The following is a 19,722-nucleotide window of genomic DNA, read 5'->3' as shown; positions in this document are numbered from 1 at the left end:
TTATTCCTTATCCTTGAGGACGTCCGGACTGAGCACGTCTGGTAAGTACGCGCGGTGAAAACCGTTATACGACGTACTGATCTGCGCCTTGTGTATCGGCCAGGCGCGCCCGCCCAGGCTGGCGGCGCCGTCGATGCGCAAGGTGCTGCCACTGACAAACGCCGCGGCCGGGCTGAGCAGGAAAACGATTGCCGCGCTGACCTCCGATTCGGTGCCGATGCGTTTCAGTGGAACGTGCTCACGTAGCGTCGGGATCACCGCTTTGAACGCGCCTTCGTAGGTGTCCATGCCACTGGACGCGATCCAGCCCGGCGCCACGGCGTTGACCCGCACCCCGGCATAACCCCATTCGAACGCAGCGGTCTTGGTGAGGTTGTCCATGCCCGAACGCGCCGCGCCCGAGTGGCCCATGCCGGGCATGCCGCCCCACATGTCGGCGAGCATATTGACGATGGCGCCGCCGTGCGTGCTCATGGACTGATTGAACACTTCCCGGGCCATCAGGAAGCCGCCCATCAGGTTGGTGCGCAACACCGTATCGAAGCCTTTTTGATTGATCGACGCCAGCGGCGACGGGTACTGCCCGCCGGCATTATTGACCAGGCCGTGAATCGGTCCGTACTTGCGGATCAACTCGCTGACCACATGCTTGACCGCTTCTTCCTCACGAATATCGCAGACCATCCAGTCAGCCTTGCCGCCATCTTCGGTAATCTCGGCCGCGACGTTTTTCAGCTTGTCGGCCTTGCGCCCGAGCAGCAGCACATGGGCGCCGAGGGCCGCCAGTTCGTGAGCGGTGCAACGGCCGATGCCGCTGCCGCCACCGGTGACGATGATGTTTTGGCCTGCAAACAAATCGGCTTTGAAAATCGAATCGTAAGCCATGGCGACAGTCCTCTAGTTGACCTGGTCGGCGATGCGCTGAGGCACCGGTATCTGGATTTCCAGCAGTTGCTGGGCGAAGGACTTGCCTTGCGGATCGATCCGCAGGCTGGCCACGCCACCGCCTCCCAGGGCGTTTTCCAGCAGAAAATTAAGGCTGTGGGTGCCCGGCAGGTACCAGCGTTCGACACGTCCGTGGATCGGATCGAGGACATGACTCATCCAGTCGACGATCACTTCCGGCGTCAAGGCTTCGGCAATCCACGGCAGGTACTCCGGCTTGCGGGCCATGACGCCGATGTTGCTGTGATTGCCCTTGTCACCGGAGCGCGCCACGGCGAGTTTTAGCAGGGCCACGCTGGCATCGGCCCGGTCTGAGGGTTTCGGTGGGGCGCACGCCACGGGCAGGTCGGCGGTGTCGAGCACATCAACGGCGGGCAGGGCGCAGGGGTGACGCTGGCCCTTGAGATCAATTTCCAGCGTGCAGGCGGTTTTGTCGATAAGGAACGAGAACAGCCGGATCAGCGGATACACCGTCGGCCGTCCACCGACAATCCCGGTCAGTCCTGGCGCCATGCCGGTGGCGGCCTGGGCGATCTCACGGGAGAACACAATCAACGCCTGTTTACCCGGATGGCGCACCGCGAGTTTGATCACCACTTCGCGGCTGTCATGGCGCTGGCCGTGGGGGCCGTAAGTGGCCTCGCTGCCGAGCAGTTCGATGTTCACTTCGCTGTAGGGCGCCCAGCCGCGCTGGCTGAAGATTTCCGACGTCTTGTTGATGATCGCTTCGCTGACTCGACGCGCCTTGTCGACCGCATCGATCCCGGCGATCAGGCAACTGGCGGTGCAGCGGAAACCGTCCGGGTACGTCGCGCTGACCTTGTACTGATCGGTCGGCGGCAAGCCTTTTGCGCCGTGCACCTGAACCGCATTTTTGCCTTGTTGCACGAGTTTGACTTCAGTGAAATCGCAGACCACGTCCGGCAGCAGATACGCCTGCGGGTTGCCGATTTCATACAGCATTTGCTCGCCGACCGTCAGCGGTGTGACCAGTCCGCCGGAACCTTCGGGTTTGCTGACGATGAACTGGCTGTCGGCGCTGACTTCGACGATGGGGAAGCCGATGTGTTCGTAGTCGGGCACCTCGCGCCAATCGGTGAAGTTGCCGCCGGTGCATTGGGCGCCGCATTCGATGATGTGCCCGGCCAATGCGGCCTGGGCGAGTTTGTCGTAGTCGTGCCACGACCAGCCGAACTCATGCACCAGCGCGGCACTGACCACGGCGCTGTCGACCACGCGCCCGGTGATGACGATGTCGGCGCCCAGACGCAGGGCTTCGACGATGCCGGGTGCGCCGAGGTAGGCGTTGGTCGAGACGCACATCGGCGGCAGGGGCGCGCCGCTGAACATTTCATGGATACCGCTGCTGCCCAGCTGTTTGAGCTGCGGCTGCAGGTCATCGCCCAGCAGCACGGCGATTTTCAGCGTCACTCCGGCCTTGTCGCAGGCCGCTTGCAGGGCGGCGGCGCAAGCTTGCGGGTTGACCCCACCGGCGTTGCTGATGACGCGGATTTTCTGTTCGGCGAGTTGACCCAACAGCGGGCTGAGGACTTCGATGAAGTCGCTGGCGTAACCGGCCTGGGGATCTTTCATCCGCGCGCCGGCCATGATCGACATCGTAATCTCGGCCAGATAATCGAAGACCAGATAGTCCAGACGCCCACCTTCCACCAGTTGCGCGGCGGCGGTCGAGGTGTCGCCCCAGAAGGCACTGGCGCAACCGATGCGGATTGTTTTTGGCACAGTCAACTCCATAGCCACCTCCGATAGAAGTGCATCGAGACTACCAAGCAAGCGCTTGGTTTGTAAACGGCATAAATATCTTCTGCCCGAGCGCTTGCTTGGTTGCCCTCGCCAGCTTAAATTGCCCGCGCAACCCCGCAGTTTTAGCGGCGAGCGGCGTATTTGATTGATCGACTGTAGGAGAGAACGGGTGGACGAGCAAAAAGCCCTGAGGGTGATGCGCGAATTGGTCGACAGCGGCCAATTGACCGACCCGGACAGCGCCCGCGGCAAACTGCTGCAAGTGGCTGCTCACCTGTTCCGTAACAAAGGTTACGAACGCACCACTGTGCGCGATCTGGCCGGCGCCGTGGGGATTCAGTCCGGCAGTATTTTTCATCACTTCAAAAGCAAGGACGAGATCCTGCGGGCGGTGATGGAAGAAACCATTCGCTACAACACCGCGTTGATGCGTGCAGCCCTGGCAGAAGCCGGCAGTGTGCGCGAGCGGGTACTGGCGCTGATTCGTTGTGAGTTGCAGTCGATCATGGGCGGCAGCGGCGAGGCCATGGCGGTGTTGGTGTATGAATGGCGCTCGCTGTCCGCAGAGGGGCAGGCGCAGGTGCTGGCGCTACGTGATATTTATGAAGAGCTCTGGCTTCAGGTGCTGGGCGAGGCCAAGGAGGCCGGTTTTATTCGCGGGGATGTGTTCATTACGCGTCGTTTCCTGACCGGGGCGTTGTCCTGGACTACCACCTGGTTTCGCGCCGGCGGCAGCATGAGCCTCGATCAATTGGCCGATGAGGCATTGATTCTCGTGCTGGAAGAAAAGCAGTAGTTTTGTTTTGAATCAGAAGGAAACTGGCTAAGTAGCCGAAACCGCCTAGCTTGAATGCATTGATGTGTATTTTTTTGGGGAGTGGATTGTTTTGATGTCTTCGCCAATTCGGACGGCTTCGCGGCTTTTGCTGGCGACGCTTGCGGTGTTATGCATGGTTCCATCCCAGGCCGCACAGCTGGTGCGGGTCGGTGCCGCACATTTCCCCCCTTATACCGTGCGCCCGGAATCCGGGGCCGACACCGGTTTGCTGCCTCAGATGGTCGAGGCGCTCAATGCCTTGCAAAACGACTATCAGTTCGAGCTGGTGCCCACTTCCATTCCTCGACGTTTCAACGACTTCAAGGAAGGCCGGGTCGATATGGCGATTTTCGAGAACCCGGACTGGGGCTGGAAGGACATCCCGCATACCCTCGTCGACATGGGCCTGGAAGATGCAGAAATCTTTGTCGCGCAGAAGAAACCCGATCGCGATGAGAATTATTTCAAGGACCTGACAGGCAAACGCCTGGCGCTGTACAGCGGCTATCACTACGAGTTTGCCAATTTCAATGCCGATCCCAAGTATCTGGCCGACACCTACAAGGCCACGTTGACCTATTCCCATGACAGCAACTTGCTGATGGTGCTGCGCGCACGAGCGGATATTGCCTTGGTAACACGTTCCTACCTGAGCGATTACCTGCTGCGTAACGAGAAAGTCGGCGAGCAATTGTTGGTTTCCCAACGCATCGATCAGGTCTATCACCATTACGCGCTGATCCGCCCTCAGGCGCCGATTACTGGCGAAGCATTCGGCAAGTTGCTGCAAGGGTTACGGGACAATGGCCAGATGCTGAAGATTTTCGATCCCTACAAGATTGCCGTGGTGCCGGTCCCGGGTAGCTGAGATCGCGCCACAGGTCATGTATTTACCGACTTCTCTTAAATTTCCCGCACTGGCTCACGTCACCTCGTTGAACTGTCGACGATTAACGTGAGCCCGACCCATGTCCACTCTGAATGACCTGACTGCCCTGGCCTTGCCGACAGGAAGCCGTCTTGTAGCTGATGAAACCGAAAGCCGCCTGTGCCTCAGCCTTGAAGGGCAGCCGCTGATTCAGTTGCGCCTGACTCGCGAGCCCGCGCTGCAAGTGCAAGTAGAAGAGCGCTTTGACCACGCCGACAATCGTGCCGTCTGGACGGCCTGTTATTGGCTGTTTGCCCGTGACCCGGCCTGCCAGCGCCTGACCTGGCATCTCGATGAAGCCCCCACCGAAGCATTGCTCAGCGGGTTGCTGATCCCTACCGAAATCGTCGGCCAGTATCGTTGCGAACGCACGCTGTTCTGGCAGTTGCCTCAGCCTTGGCTGGGCGCGTCACTGACACCGGGTTATCCGCAGCAAATGGTCATCAGTGGCGGCAAGCGTCATCCGCTGCGGCCGGTGAAACCGCGCGGTGAAGTCTATCGGCGTTTTGATGCGCGCCTTGGTGCCTGGATCTCCCTGCGCACGGTGGACATCGACCTGGACCTGGAGCGTTTCAATCGTTGGCAGAACAGCCCGCGCGTGGCGAGTTTCTGGCAGGAGGAGGGCAGCCTCGAGCAGCATCACGAGTACCTGAGCAAACTTGAAGCCGATCCCCATACCCTGACGCTGATCGGTTGTTTCGATGATCAGCCGTTCGCCTACTTTGAAGCGTATTGGGCCAAGGAAGATCGCATCGCGCCGTTCTATGACGCCGGCGAGTACGACCGCGGTATTCACATGCTGGTGGGTGAAGAAAATCACCGTGGCCCGCACAAGGTGGCGAGCTGGTTATCGGCGTTGACGCATTACCTGTTTCTCGACGATCCACGCACTCAGCGAGTGGTTGCCGAGCCTCGCGCCGACAACGCGAAGATGATCGGGCATATGCAGAGCCAGGGTTTCTACTGCGAAAAAGCGTTCGACTTCCCGCACAAACGCGCGGCGTTGATGGTGCTGGGGCGTGAGCGGTTTTTTGATCGGTGTGCGTTGGCGTGATGCTTGAGGCTCAAGACCTGTTGCGGTCTTGAGTCCGCCTTCGCGAGCAAGTCGAATCGTCGCACCGCCGCTCCCACATTGGTCCTGCGAACACAGGGCAAATGTGGGAGCGGCGGTGCGACGATTCGACTTGCTCGCGAAGGGGGCGACGCAGATTTCAGATCTTAACGACGGGCAAAGGTATCCACACGACTGCCCGACACCTTGCGGCAGTGCACCAGCGCATCGCGAATCATGAAGTTCACCAAGGTCGGCGAGACGCCCAGCTCCTTGGCGATGTCCTTTTGCGGCACGCCGTGCAGGCGATACATCTCGAAGGCGTAGCGGGTGCGGCTGGGCAGCTCGGTCAGTGCGTCGGCGATGTGTTCCAGCGTCGAGAAGTTGATGTGCGAGGTTTCCGGCGAAGCGCCTTGAATCACCACGTTCAGGCCTTCCTCTTCCGGGCCCGAATACTTCTGCTCCAGCGCCTGTTTGCGGTAGTGATCGATCGCCAGGTTGCGCACGATCTGGAACAGGTAGCTGAGCTGAGCCTTGAATGAGGACGTGATCTGCGGTGCGGATTGCAGCCGGAAAAACGCATCCTGCACCACGTCTTCAGCACGCGACCGGCAGCCGGTAATGCGGGCTGCAATCTTGACCAGAATCAGTCGATTATCGACGAATGCCTGAAGTAGCGGTGAATCGCACCTGCTTGTGGATACTTGTTCCGTCATGGAAATCACCTTGCTGCCAATAGGTTCGTGGGACGGCTCGCGGGGGCTGAGCCGTCCAACACATCGAGCGACAAATTATTCTGAATGATAATGATTGTCAAATGAGAAAGAGAACTAATGCTCCGCGAAGGTGCAGAGTGAGAACTGCGACACGCTGACGCGCCCGCTTGCGGCACCGCAGTCCCATTGGCGATCAGGCCTTCCGACTAATTATTTAAAGACGTCAACCGTTCTCATTGGTGAATGGTTCCGGGTAGCGGCTGCGGCCAAAACAGCATTCCCAAGCCTTGCGCGGTCGGCGAAGACCGCGCCCTGCACGCCCTCGAAGGGGCGTGACGTCAGAAAACCGATTTCACTTTGCAAGCCGAATTCAGGCAGGAAACCTCATGACCGACGCGTTCGAACTCCCCAGCACACTGGTCCAAGCCCTTCAGCGCCGAGCGGCCCTGACGCCGGACCGGGTGGCCTTGCGTTTTCTCGCCGAAACCCAGGATCAGGCTGTGGTGCTCAGTTATCGCGAGCTGGATCAGCGGGCGCGGACCATTGCTGGCGCGTTGCAGGCCGAGGCTGCGTTTGGCGATCGCGCGGTGCTGCTGTTTCCCAGCGGCCCGGATTACGTCGCGGCGTTCTTCGGCTGCCTGTACGCCGGTGTGATCGCGGTGCCGGCCTATCCGCCGGAGTCGGCGCGTCGTCATCATCAGGAGCGTCTGCTGTCGATCATCAGCGATGCCGAACCGCGTCTGCTGCTGACCAGCGCCGGTCTGCGCGATGCGTTGCAGCAAATAGAGGGCGCGCCGCCGTTGCTGTGTGTCGATACGCTCGACGGCGCCCTGGCCGAACGTTGGGTGGCGCCGAACCTTGCAGACGACCACATCGCGTTCCTGCAATACACCTCCGGCTCCACCGCGTTGCCTAAAGGGGTGCAAGTCAGCCACGGCAACCTGGTGGCGAATGAACTGCTGATTCGCCACGGCTTCGGCATTGATCTGAATCCTGACGACGTGATCGTCAGCTGGCTGCCGCTGTACCACGACATGGGCCTGATTGGCGGTCTGTTGCAGCCGATTTTCAGCGGCGTGCCGTGCGTGTTGATGTCGCCGGCGTACTTCCTCGGCCGGCCGTTGCGCTGGCTGGAAGCGATCAGCGAGTACGGTGGCACCATCAGCGGCGGGCCGGACTTTGCCTATCGATTGTGCAGTGAGCGGGTCAGTGAATCGGCCCTGGAACGCCTCGACCTGAGTGGCTGGCGCGTGGCGTATTCCGGTTCCGAACCGATTCGCCTCGAAACGCTGGATCGCTTCGCCGAGAAGTTCGCGGCCTGCGGTTTCACCCAAGACAGTTTCATGGCGTCCTACGGGCTGGCCGAAGCGACGCTGTTCGTGGCCGGCAGCCCTCGCGGTCAGGGCATTGGCAACCTGCGCGTGGACGATCAGGCCCTGGCAGAAAACCGTGCGGAGCCAGGCGAGGGCAGCGCGATCATGAGTTGCGGCATCAGTCAGCCGGATCACGCGGTGCTGATTGTCGATCCAACAGCCCTTAACGAGTTGGCTGACAATGCGGTCGGCGAAGTCTGGGCCGCCGGGCCGAGCATCGCCCACGGCTACTGGCGCAACCCCGAAGCCTCCGCCAAGACGTTCGTGCAGCACGCCGGCCGTACCTGGCTGCGTACCGGCGACTTGGGTTTTATGCGCGGCGGTGAACTGTTCATCACCGGGCGCCTGAAAGACATGTTGATTGTCCGTGGCCACAACCTTTATCCGCAGGACATCGAGCAAACCATCGAACGCGAAGTGGAGGTGGTGCGCAAAGGTCGTGTCGCCGCTTTTGCCGTGAACATCGAGGGTCAGGAAGGTATCGGCATTGCGGCGGAAATCAGCCGCAGCGTGCAAAAAATCCTCGCGCCCGACGCGTTGATCAAAGCCATCCGCCAAGCCGTGGCCGAGGCGTATCAGGAAGCGCCAAGCGTGGTTGTGCTGCTCAATCCGGGCGCGTTGCCGAAGACCTCCAGCGGCAAATTGCAACGCTCGGCATGCCGCAATCGTCTGGCGGACGGCAGCCTCGACAGCTATGCGCTGTTCCCGTCGGCAGACATCGAAAGTAAATCCGCGACTGAATCAGGTTCCGAACTGCAAACCCTGATCGGCCAGATCTGGTGCGAGCAGCTGAGCGTCAAACAGATCAGCGCCGACGATCACTTCTTCCTGCTCGGTGGCAACTCCATTGCCGCCACTCAGGTGGTCGCACGTCTGCGCGAAGCACTCGGTCTGGAGCTGAACCTGCGCCTGTTGTTTGAAGCGCCGACCCTCGGCGCATTTGCCGCCGCAGTCGCTCAGCAACAACAGGACGGCGGACTCGCCCAAGGCGCGATCACTTCGTTGTCGCGCACCGAAGCCATGCCGCAATCGCTTGCGCAAAACCGTCTGTGGATCACTTGGCAACTCGACCCACAGAGCAGCGCTTACAACATTCCCGGCGCCTTGCGACTGCGCGGCGAGCTGGATGAAGACGCGTTACGCGCCAGTTTTCAGCAGTTGATCGAGCGTCATGAATCCCTGCGTACTCGGTTCTTCGAACGTGATGGTGTGGCGCTGCAACAGGTCGATGCAGCGAGCGAATTCAACCTGCAACTCATCGATATCAGCGACCTGCCGGTTGCCGAGCGTGAAGCCCGTGCGCAGCAAATCCGTGAGGACGAAGCCCGTACTCAATTCGATCTGGAGAAAGGCCCACTGCTATGGGTGACCCTGGTACGCCTCGATGAAGAGGACCATCAACTGTTGGTGACGCTGCATCACATCATCGCCGACGGTTGGTCGCTGAACGTGCTGATCGACGAGTTCTCGCGCCTGTATGCCGCAGCGTCCCAAGGACAAAAGGCGACGCTTCCGGCATTGTCGACCCAGTACGCCGATTACGGCAGCTGGCAGCGTCAATGGCTGGCGCAAGGGGAGGGCGAGCGTCAGCTGGCTTACTGGAAAGCGCAATTGGGCGATGAGCATCCAACCCTGAGCCTGGCCACTGATCATCCGCGCTCGGCGCAACACCTTCACAGCGCCGCGCGCCACACCGTACGGTTGGACGCGACCCTGAGCGATGCGATTCGCCAGACCGCCCAGGCCCATGAATCCACCTCCTTCATGCTGTTGCTCGCCGCGTTCCAGAGCCTGCTGCACCGCTACAGCGGCCAGCGCGACATCCGCATCGGCGTGCCGAACGCCAACCGTCCGCGCCTGGAAACCCAAGGGCTGATCGGCTTCTTCATCAACACTCAGGTGCTGCGCGCCGAGTTGGATTCGCAGCTGCCATTCGTGGAACTGCTGGCGCAAACCCGTCAGGCCGCGTTGGGCGCACAAGCGCATCAGGACCTGCCGTTCGAACAATTGCTCGAAGCCTTCCCGCAAGCCCGCGAACAAGGTTTGTTCCAGGTCATGTTCAACCACCAGCAACGGGATTTGAGCGCATTGCGTCGCCTGCCTGGGCTGCTGGCCGAAGAGCTGCCGTGGCACAGCCGCGAAGCCAAGTTCGACCTGCAACTGCACAGCGAGGAAGACCGTAATGGTCGCCTGAGCCTGTCTTTCGACTACGCCAGCGAACTGTTCGACAGCGCGACCATCGAGCGTCTGGCCGAGCACTTCACCAACCTGTTGCGCGCCATCTGTGAACAACCGAAAACCGCCATCGGCGACCTTCCACTGCTGACCCCGAGAGAGCACGATCAGCAAACAGCGTGGAGCGCCGCACCATGCACACCGGCCAGCGTTTGGCTGCCGGAATTGCTCAACGAACAGGCACGCCTGACCCCTGAGCGCACCGCGCTGATGTGGGACGGCGGCGCCATGGACTTCGCCGAACTGCACACCCAATCCAATCGACTGGCCCATTACCTTCGCGACAAAGGTGTCGGCCCGGACGTCTGCGTGGCCATTGCCGCCGAGCGTTCGCCGCAGTTGCTGATCGGTTTGTTGGCGATCATCAAGGCCGGTGGCGCCTACGTGCCGCTGGACCCGGATTACCCGGCCGAGCGCCTGGCCTACATGCTCAGCGACAGCGGCGTCGAATTGCTGCTGACCCAAACCCAATTACTTGAGCGCTTGCCGGCTACCGATGGCGTCAGCGTGATCGCCATGGACGCCTTGCATCTGGAGAGCTGGCCGAGCCACGCACCGGGCCTGCACTTGCACGGCGACAACCTCGCCTACGTGATTTACACCTCCGGTTCCACCGGCCAGCCGAAGGGCGTCGGCAACACCCACGCAGCCCTCGCCGAGCGCCTGCAATGGATGCAGAACACCTATCGTTTGAACGACACCGACGTGCTGATGCAAAAGGCGCCGATCAGTTTTGACGTGTCGGTGTGGGAATGCTTCTGGCCACTAATCACCGGTGCACGCTTGCTGATTGCCGGCCCCGGTGAACACCGCGATCCGCACCGCATCGCGCAACTGGTTCAGCAATTCGGCGTGACCACGCTGCACTTTGTGCCGCCGCTGCTTTCGTTGTTCATCGACGAACCGCTGACTGCCGAGTGCACCAGCCTGCGCCGCGTATTCTCCGGCGGCGAAGCCTTGCCCGCCGAACTGCGCAACCGCGTGCTGGAACACCTGCCCGCCGTGCAATTGCACAACCGCTACGGCCCGACCGAAACCGCGATCAACGTCACTCATTGGCACTGCACAACCGCCGATGGCGAACGCTCGCCGATTGGTCGTCCGCTGGGCAATGTGCTGTGCCGCGTGCTCGATGAGGCACTCAATCCCGTTCCGGCCGGTGTGCCAGGCGAACTGTGCATCAGCGGTATCGGCCTGGCCCGTGGTTATTTGGGTCGTCCGGGCCTGACCGCTGAACGTTTTGTTGTTGATCCATTGGGAGAGCAGGGCTCGCGTTTGTACCGCACCGGTGACCGTGCACGCTGGACCGCCGATGGCGTGATCGAATACCTCGGCCGTCTCGATCAGCAGGTCAAACTGCGTGGCTTCCGCGTTGAACCGGAAGAAATCGAAGCACGATTGCTGGCTCAGAATGGCGTCGCTCAAGCCGTGGTGCTGGTGCGCGAAACGGCGGCCGGTGGGCAGTTGATCGGTTACTACACCGCAACCGATTCCACCGAAGATGTTGATGTTCAAACCGCACGCCTGAAAGCTGCGCTGGTCGCCGAGTTGCCGGAATACATGGTTCCGGCGCAGCTGATGCGCCTGGACGAAATGCCCCTGAGCCCAAGCGGCAAACTCGATCGTCGCGCCTTGCCGGAGCCTCAGTGGCAGGTGCGCGAGCACGTTGAACCGGTCACTGCCCTCGAGCAACAAATCGCCGGCATCTGGCGCGAAGTGCTGGGCCAAACACAGATCGGCCTGCGTGACGACTTCTTCGCACTAGGCGGCCATTCCTTGCTGGCCACGCAAATCATTTCCCGCACCCGTCAGGCCTGCGACGTCGAGTTGCCGCTGCGCGCGCTGTTCGAAAACAGTGAACTGGGCGCGTTTGCCGAACAGGTTCAACTGATCCAGGCCAGCGGCAAAACCAACCAGCAGCCGCCGATCGAAAAGGTCGACCGCAGCCAACCGGTGCCGCTGTCCTATTCCCAGCAGCGCATGTGGTTCCTCTGGCAGATGGAGCCGGAAAGCCCTGCCTACAACGTCGGCGGCATGGCGCGGCTGCGCGGGGTGCTCGATGTCGGGCGCTTCGAAGCTGCGTTGCAAGCACTGATCATGCGTCATGAAACCCTGCGCACGACGTTCCCGAGCATCAATGGCGTGGCCCGGCAGCAGGTTCACCCGCAAACCGGGATGCGCATGGACTGGAAGGATTTCACCGCGCTGGATGCCGATGGCCGCGAGTGGGCGGTGCAGCAACTGGCCGACGACGAAGCCCATACACCGTTCGATCTGGAAACCGGACCGCTGCTGCGCGCCTGCATGGTCAAGACCGCCGAGCACGAACATTATCTGGTGCTGACCCTGCACCACATCGTCACCGAAGGCTGGGCGATGGACATCTTCGCCCGGGAACTGAGCGCGCTCTACGAGGCCTTCGTCGATGACCGCGAGTCGCCGCTGGAGCCGCTGCCGGTGCAATACCTGGATTACAGCGTCTGGCAGCGCCAGTGGCTGGAGTCCGGCGAACGTCAGCGCCAACTCGACTACTGGACCGCGCAACTGGGCCGCGAACATCCGTTGCTGGAGTTGCCCGCCGACCGTCCACGTCCACCGGTACAAAGTCATCAGGGCGAACTGTTCCGTTTCGACCTGAGCGATGCTCTTGCCGCGCGCGTTCGTGCCTTCAATGCACAAAACGGTCTGACCCTGTTCATGACCATGACCGCCGCGCTGGCGGTGCTGCTTTACCGCTACAGCGGCCAGACCGATTTGCGCATCGGCGCGCCAGTGGCCAACCGGATTCGTCCGGAAAGCGAAGGGCTGATCGGTGCGTTCCTCAACACTCAGGTGCTGCGTTGCCAGCTCGACGGGCAGATGTCTGTCGGCGAATTGTTCGAGCAGGTTCGCCACACCGTGATCGAAGGCCAGTCCCATCAGGACCTTCCGTTCGATCATCTGGTGGAGGCGTTGCAGCCACCGCGCAGCGTCGCTTACAACCCGTTGTTCCAGGTGATGTGCAACGTGCAGCGCTGGGAATTCCAGCAGAGCCGCACACTCGCCGGCATGACCGTCGAATACCTGGTCAACGATGCGCGAGCGACCAAGTTCGACCTCAACCTGGAAGTCACCGACCTCGACCATCGCCTGGGTTGCTGCCTGACCTACAGCACCGATCTGTTCGATGAACCACGCATTGCGCGGATGGCCGGACATTGGCGCAACCTGCTGGAAGCGCTGCTGGCCGATCCGCAACAGCGCCTCAGTGAGCTGCCGCTGCTGGAAGCCACCGAACAGCAACACCTGCTCGACAGCCTCGGTGTCGAGCCGGGCGAACATCGCCTCGACCAGTGCATTCATCACCTGTTCAGCGAGCAGGCCCTGGCGCGCAAAGATGCACCGGCATTGACCTTCGCCGGGGAAACCCTGAGCTACGCCGAACTCGACAGCCGCGCCAATCGCCTGGCCTGGATGCTTCGTGAGCGGGGCGTTGGGCCACAGGTTCGGGTCGGTCTGGCGCTTGAGCGTTCGCTGGACATGGTCGTCGGCCTGTTGGCGATCCTCAAGGCGGGCGGCGCCTACGTGCCGCTGGACCCGGAATACCCGCTGGATCGTTTGCATTACATGATCGAAGACAGCGGCATCGGTTTGCTGCTCAGCGATGCGGCGATGTTCAAGGCGCTCGGTGAATTGCCATCGACCGTTGCGCGTTGGTGTCTGGAAGAAGACGCCGCCACACTGGCCAACTACCCGGCCACCGAGCTGCCGTTTATCAGCCTGCCGCAGCATCAGGCGTACCTGATTTACACCTCGGGCTCTACCGGCAAACCGAAAGGCGTGGTGGTGTCTCACGGTGAAATCGCCATGCACTGCCGTGCGGTGATCGAGCGTTTCGGCATGCGTGCGGACGATTGCGAGCTGCACTTCTATTCCATCAACTTCGACGCCGCGACCGAGCGTTTGCTGGTGCCGTTGTTGAGTGGTGCTCAGGTTGTGTTGCGAGCACAGGGCCAGTGGGACGCGGAAGAAATCTGCGGGCTGATTCGCCGTCACAACATCAACATTCTCGGCTTCACCCCGAGCTACGGCAGCCAATTGGCGCAGTGGCTGGCGACTCAGGGCGAAATCCTGCCGGTGCGCATGTGCATCACCGGCGGTGAAGCGCTGACCGGCGAGCATCTGGCGCGGATTCGTGCGGCGTTCAAGCCGAGCCTGTTTTTCAACGCCTACGGCCCGACCGAAACCGTGGTCATGCCCCTGGCCAGTCTGGCGCCCGAGCAATTGGAAGAAGGCCTCGGCAGCGTGCCGATCGGCAGTGTGATTGGCGCTCGCGTGGCGTACATCCTCGATGCCGATCTGGCGCTAGTGCCGCAAGGCGCGACCGGCGAGTTGTACGTCGGCGGCGCCGGTCTGGCGCAGGGTTATCACCAGCGTCCGGGGATGACGGCCGAACGTTTTGTGGCTGATCCGTTCGCCGCCAATGGCGGGCGTCTGTACCGCACCGGCGATCTGGTGCGCCAACGCGCCGATGGTCTGGTGGAATACCTCGGGCGCATTGACCATCAGGTGAAAATTCGTGGTTTCCGCATTGAGTTGGGCGAAATCGAAACCCGTCTACTGGAGCATGAATCGATCCGTGAAGCCGTGGTGCTGGCGCTGGATGCCCCGAGCGGCAAACAACTGGTCGGCTATCTGGTGACTGAAGTCGCTGAGCAGGACGAAGCGCAACAAGCTGTACTGCGCGAAGCGCTTAAGGCGCACCTCAAATCGCAACTGCCGGATTACATGGTGCCGACACACCTGATCCTGCTCGCCAGCATGCCGCTGACCGCCAACGGCAAACTCGACCGCCGCGCATTGCCGGCGCCGGATCCGGAGCTGAATCGTCAGCAGTACGTGGCGCCGAGCAACGAGCTTGAACTGACGCTGGCCGGCATCTGGTGCGAAGTGCTGAACGTTCTACAGGTCGGCCTCAACGACAACTTCTTCGAACTGGGCGGCGATTCGATTCTGTCGATCCAGGTGGTCAGCCGTGCGCGGCAGCAGGGCATTCACTTCAGCCCGCGTGACCTGTTCCAGCACCAGACCGTGCAGACCCTGGCCGCCGTGGCGACCCGCACCGAGCAGATCAGCGCCGAACAAGGTTTGCTGACCGGCGAATCGCGTCTGACGCCGATTCAGCACTGGTTCTTCGACACTGACATCCCCCAGCGGCAACACTGGAACCAGGCGCTGCTGCTGGAACCGACCGTGGCGCTGGAGCCCCATCGTCTGGAGCAAGCGCTGCTGGCAGTGATCGAACAGCACGACGCCTTGCGTTTGCGCTTCTCTGAAATTGCAGGGCAATGGCAAGCCGAGCACCAGGCGGTTTCCGACGCGCCGGTGCTTTGGCAAGTGCGCGTTTCGTCCATGGACAAATGCGCGGCACTGTTCGCCGATGCCCAGCGCAGCCTCGACCTTGAGGAAGGGCCGCTGATGCGCGCGCTGCTGGTCGATGGTCCTGAGGGGCAACAGCGGCTGTTCGTCGCCATTCACCACTTGGTCGTGGATGGGGTTTCGTGGCGGGTGTTACTGGACGATTTGCAAACGGTGTATCGCCAACTGGACGCGGGGCAGTCGGCAAAACTGCCGGCGAAAACCAGTGCCTTCAAGGACTGGGCCGCACGCTTGCAGGCGTATGCCGGTAGCGAATCCTTGCGTGAGGAATTGAGTTGGTGGCAGTCGCAACTGGCCGGTGAAAGCGCCGAATTGCCGTGTGATCGCCCGGAGGGTGGCCGACAGAATCGTCATGCGCAAACTGTCAGCGTGCGCCTCGATGTCGAGCGCACTCGCCAATTGTTGCAGCAAGCGCCGAGTGCCTATCGCACTCAGGTCAACGACTTGCTGCTGACCGCATTGGCCCGCGTGCTGTGCCGCTGGAGCGGTCATGAATCGGCGCTGATTCAACTCGAAGGTCACGGCCGCGAAACGCTGTTCGACGAAATCGACCTGACCCGCACCGTGGGCTGGTTCACCAGTGCTTATCCGCTGCGGCTGATGCCAGTGGACGGGCAGGGCGCCTCGATCAAGGCGATCAAGGAACAACTGCGCGCGGTGCCGCACAAAGGTCTGGGTTATGGCGTGCTGCGTTATCTCGCCGATGATTCGAGCCGGCAGGCCATGGCAGCCTTGCCGGTGGCGCCGATCACCTTCAACTACCTCGGTCAGTTCGACCAGAGCTTTGGCGCGGACGCCTTGTTCCGCCCTCTCGATGAAGCGGTCGGCGCGGCCCATGATCCTCGCGCACCGCTGCCCAATGAGTTGAGCGTCGACAGTCAGGTCTATGGCGGTGAGCTGGTGCTGCGTTGGACCTTCAGCGCCGAACACCACGACCCACAGACCATCACTGAGCTGGCAGACGCTTACCTCGGCGAATTGCAGAGCCTGATCGAGCATTGCCTGTGCGACGATGCCGGCGGCCTGACGCCGTCGGACTTCCCGTTGGCGAAACTGACCCAGCCGCAACTCGACGCGCTGCCAATCCCGGCCGCCGCCATCGAAGACGTCTACCCGCTGACCCCGATGCAGGAAGGCATGCTGCTGCACACCTTGCTGGAACCGGGCACCGGTCTCTACTACATGCAGGATCGCTACCGCATCAACAGCGAACTGGACCCGCAACGTTTCGCCCAGGCCTGGCAAGCGGTGATTGCCCGTCACGAAGCTTTGCGCGCGTCGTTCTGCTGGAACGTCGGCGAAGACATGCTGCAAGTTATCCACAAGCCGGGCAGCACGCCGATCGAGTATCTGGACTGGACGGCAATCGCCGAAACCGAGCAAGAGCCGAAGTTGCAAGCGCTGCTGAAAAGCGAGCGCGAGGCCGGGTTCGATCTGCTCAATCAGGCACCATTCCACCTGCGCCTGATCAAGGTCGGCGCGGCACGCTACTGGTTCATGATGAGCAACCACCACATCCTCATCGATGCCTGGTGCCGTTCGCTGCTGATGAACGATTTCTTCGAAATCTACACCGCCCTTGGCGAAGGCCGGGATGCGCAACTGACTGTGCCGCCGCGTTATCGCGACTACATCGGCTGGCTGCAACGCCAGAGCCTGGCCGAGGCGCGGCAGTGGTGGAAAACCAACCTGCAAGGCTTCGAGCGGACCACGCCGATTCCGAGCGACCGGCCGTTCCTGCGTGAACATGCTGGCGAAAGTGGCGGAATGATCGTCGGCGACCGCTACACACGGCTCGATGCCCGTGACGGTGCGCAACTGCGCGAACTGGCTCAGGCCCATCAACTGACCATCAACACCTTTGCCCAAGCGGCGTGGGCGCTGGTGTTGCGCCGTTTGAGCGGCGATCGCGACGTGCTGTTTGGTGTCACAGTGGCCGGGCGTCCGGTGGACATGCCGGAGATGCAGCGCACCGTCGGGCTGTTCATCAACAGCATCGCGCTGCGGGTGAAAATGCCGGAAGATGACCAGCGCTGCAGCGTTCGTCAATGGTTGAGCGGTTTGCTCGACAGCAACATGCAACTGCGCGAGTACGAATACCTGCCGCTGGTGAGCATTCAGGAAAACAGCGAACTGCCCAAGGGCCAGCCGTTGTTCGACAGCCTGTTCGTGTTCGAAAACGCCCCGGTGGAAGTCTCGGTGCTGGACCGTGCGCAAAGCCTCAACGCGACCTCGGATTCGGGCCGCACCCACACCAACTTCCCGTTGACGGCGGTCTGCTATCCGGGTGATGACCTGGGTTTGCACCTGTCTTACGACCAGCGTTACTTCGATGAGTCGACCGTCGAGCGCATGCTCGGCGAGTTCAAGCGGTTGCTGTTGGCGCTGGTCGAAGGTTTCCACGGCGACATGGCCGATCTGCCGTTGCTGGGTGCCGAGGAACAGGACTTCCTGATTCACGGCTGCAACCAGAGCGAACACGATTACCCGCTGGAGCAGAGTTATGTCTCATTGTTTGAAGCGCAGGTTGCCGAGCATCCACAGCGCATTGCCGCCAGTTGCCTGGATCAGCAGCACAGCTACCTTGAGCTGAATGAGCGCAGTAACCGTCTCGGTCACGCCTTGATCGCTGCTGGCGTGAGGCTGGATCAACCGGTGGCGTTGCTGGCTGAACGTAACCTTGATCTGCTGGGCATGATCATCGGCAGCTTCAAGGCCGGCGCGGGTTATTTGCCGCTGGATCCGGGCCTGCCGAGTCAGCGTCTGAGCCGGATCATCGACCTGAGCCGCACGCCGTTGCTGGTGTGTTCTCAGGCCTGCCGCGAGCAAGCGCTGGCGCTGCTGGATGAGTTCGGTTGCGCCAACCGGCCGAAGTTGTTGGTCTGGGAAGAGGTGCAGGTCAGCGATGTTCCGGTTGCCAACCCGGGCATCTACAGCGGCCCGGACAATCTCGCCTACGTGATCTATACCTCGGGCTCGACCGGCCTGCCGAAAGGCGTGATGGTCGAACAGCGCGGCATGCTCAATAACCAGTTGAGCAAGGTGCCGTATCTGAACTTGAGCAATGCCGATGTGATCGCTCAGACCGCCTCGCAAAGTTTCGACATATCGGTCTGGCAGTTCCTCGCCGCACCGCTGTTCGGCGCTCGGGTGGACATCGTGCCGAACACCATCGCCCATGATCCGCAAGGGTTGTTGGCGCATGTGGCGGCCCAGGGCATCACCGTGCTGGAAAGCGTGCCGTCGCTGATTCAGGGCATGCTCGCCCAGGAACGCATGAGCCTCGATGGCTTGCGCTGGATGCTGCCGACCGGTGAGGCAATGCCGCCGGAGCTGGCGCACCAGTGGCTGCTGCGCTACCCGGATATCGGGTTGGTGAATGCTTATGGTCCGGCGGAATGCTCGGATGACGTGGCGTTCTTCCGCGTCGACATGGCGTCGACTCGTGGCAGTTACTTGCCGATCGGTACGCCAACCGACAACAACCGTTTGTACTTGCTTGATGGTGCGCTGGAACTGGTGCCGTTGGGTGCGGTGGGTGAGTTGTGTGTCGCCGGCACCGGGGTAGGGCGCGGATATGTGAGCGATCCGTTGCGCACCGCGCAGGTGTTTATGCCGAATCCGTTTGGTGAACCGGGTGATCGTCTGTATCGCACCGGCGATCTGGCCCGTCGTCGCAGTGACGGCGTGCTGGAATACGTCGGGCGGATCGACCATCAAGTGAAGATCCGCGGCTACCGCATCGAACTAGGTGAAATCGAAGCGCGTCTGCATGAGCAGCCGGAAGTGCGCGAAGCGGCGGTCGGTGTACAGGACGGCGTCAACGGCAAGCACCTCGTCGGCTATTTGGTGGCGGCTGATTCTCTGATCAATCCAACCGAGCGGCTGGAGCGCATCAAACAACGCCTGCGCGCTGAATTGCCGGAATACATGGTGCCGCTGCATTGGTTGTGGCTCGATCGGATGCCGCTGAACGCCAACGGCAAATTGGATCGCAAAGCGCTGCCGGCGCTGGAGATCGGCCAGTTGCAGAGTCAGGACTATCAGGCGCCGCGCAATGAACTGGAGCAGACGCTGGCGGATATCTGGGCCGAGGTGCTGAAGGTCGAGAAGGTGGGGATTCGCGACAACTTCTTCGAGCTGGGCGGGCATTCGCTGCTGGCGACGCAAATCGCTTCGCGGGTACAGAAAGCCCTGCAACGTGATGTACCGCTACGGGCGATGTTCGAATGCAGCACGGTGGCGGAATTGGCCGAGTACATCGACGGATTGGCGGCGAGTGATATCACCGAGGAGAAGGTGGATCGTCTTAATGATCTGATGGCGGAGTTGGAAGGGCTTTGATTCTCTAGCGTCTGGGATGGCCTCATCGCGGGCAAGCCATGCTCCTACAGGTTTGGTGTCGTTCCCCAGTATTGAGAACAACATCAAACCTGTAGGAGCATGGCTTGCCCGCGAAGGCGTCGTTGAAATGT

7 protein-coding genes are annotated in these 19,722 nt (G+C 61.4%); 4 read left to right on the top strand and 3 right to left on the bottom strand.

Features of this window, described 5'->3' with window-relative positions; all coding sequences use genetic code 11:
* Both CKW16_RS26175 and CKW16_RS26170 read right to left on the bottom strand, forming a co-directional pair.
* Window positions 1-885, bottom strand: coding sequence for an SDR family oxidoreductase (locus CKW16_RS26175; protein ID WP_095131906.1), 885 nt, complete (start codon window positions 883-885; stop codon window positions 1-3).
* Window positions 886-897: 12 nt separating this feature from the next.
* Window positions 898-2,688 (bottom strand): acyclic terpene utilization AtuA family protein, encoded by a 1,791-nt coding sequence (locus tag CKW16_RS26170; protein WP_176471603.1) that lies wholly within the window; start codon window positions 2,686-2,688, stop codon window positions 898-900.
* Window positions 2,689-2,878: 190 nt separating this feature from the next.
* On the opposite strand from CKW16_RS26170, the gene CKW16_RS26165 reads away from it, so the two are divergent.
* The 3 genes from CKW16_RS26165 (at window position 2,879) to CKW16_RS26155 (ending at window position 5,508) form a co-directional block, all read left to right on the top strand.
* On the top strand, window positions 2,879-3,505 hold the full coding sequence (locus CKW16_RS26165) for a TetR/AcrR family transcriptional regulator (RefSeq protein ID WP_095131902.1): 627 nt from the start codon (window positions 2,879-2,881) through the stop codon (window positions 3,503-3,505).
* Window positions 3,506-3,599: 94 nt separating this feature from the next.
* Entirely contained in the window at window positions 3,600-4,394 is a 795-nt protein-coding gene (locus tag CKW16_RS26160) for an ABC transporter substrate-binding protein (RefSeq protein WP_095131900.1), read from the top strand.
* A gap of 100 nt (window positions 4,395-4,494) precedes the next feature.
* Window positions 4,495-5,508 carry a GNAT family N-acetyltransferase gene (locus CKW16_RS26155; protein ID WP_095131898.1) on the top strand — a complete coding sequence of 338 codons (1,014 nt, stop codon included), beginning with the start codon at window positions 4,495-4,497 and terminating at the stop codon, window positions 5,506-5,508.
* A 164-nt stretch (window positions 5,509-5,672) separates the two neighbouring features.
* On the opposite strand, the gene CKW16_RS26150 is transcribed toward CKW16_RS26155, so the two are convergent.
* Window positions 5,673-6,221: an RNA polymerase factor sigma-70 gene (locus CKW16_RS26150; RefSeq protein ID WP_008145913.1), complete on the bottom strand. Its 549-nt coding sequence runs from the start codon at window positions 6,219-6,221 to the stop codon at window positions 5,673-5,675.
* Between the two features lie 386 nt (window positions 6,222-6,607).
* Between CKW16_RS26150 and CKW16_RS26145 the strand changes: the two genes are divergently transcribed.
* Window positions 6,608-19,591, top strand: coding sequence for a non-ribosomal peptide synthetase (locus CKW16_RS26145; protein WP_095131896.1), 12,984 nt, complete (start codon window positions 6,608-6,610; stop codon window positions 19,589-19,591).
* Window positions 19,592-19,722: the final 131 nt, after the last annotated feature.

Origin of the sequence: Pseudomonas sp. Irchel s3h14 (assembly GCF_900187425.1) — a bacterium.
Taxonomy (GTDB): Bacteria; Pseudomonadota; Gammaproteobacteria; order Pseudomonadales; family Pseudomonadaceae; genus Aquipseudomonas.
This window is presented reverse-complemented; position numbering and strand designations above follow the sequence as displayed.

Excerpts from the sequence above, each read along its gene's own strand:
- CKW16_RS26155 (WP_095131898.1), top strand. The coding sequence starts at position 4,495 with ATGTCCACTCTGAATGACCTGACTGCCCTGGCCTTGCCGACAGGAAGC.
- CKW16_RS26150 (WP_008145913.1), bottom strand. The coding sequence starts at position 6,221 with ATGACGGAACAAGTATCCACAAGCAGGTGCGATTCACCGCTACTTCAG.
- CKW16_RS26175 (WP_095131906.1), bottom strand. The coding sequence starts at position 885 with ATGGCTTACGATTCGATTTTCAAAGCCGATTTGTTTGCAGGCCAAAAC.
- CKW16_RS26145 (WP_095131896.1), top strand. The coding sequence starts at position 6,608 with ATGACCGACGCGTTCGAACTCCCCAGCACACTGGTCCAAGCCCTTCAG.
- CKW16_RS26160 (WP_095131900.1), top strand. The coding sequence starts at position 3,600 with ATGTCTTCGCCAATTCGGACGGCTTCGCGGCTTTTGCTGGCGACGCTT.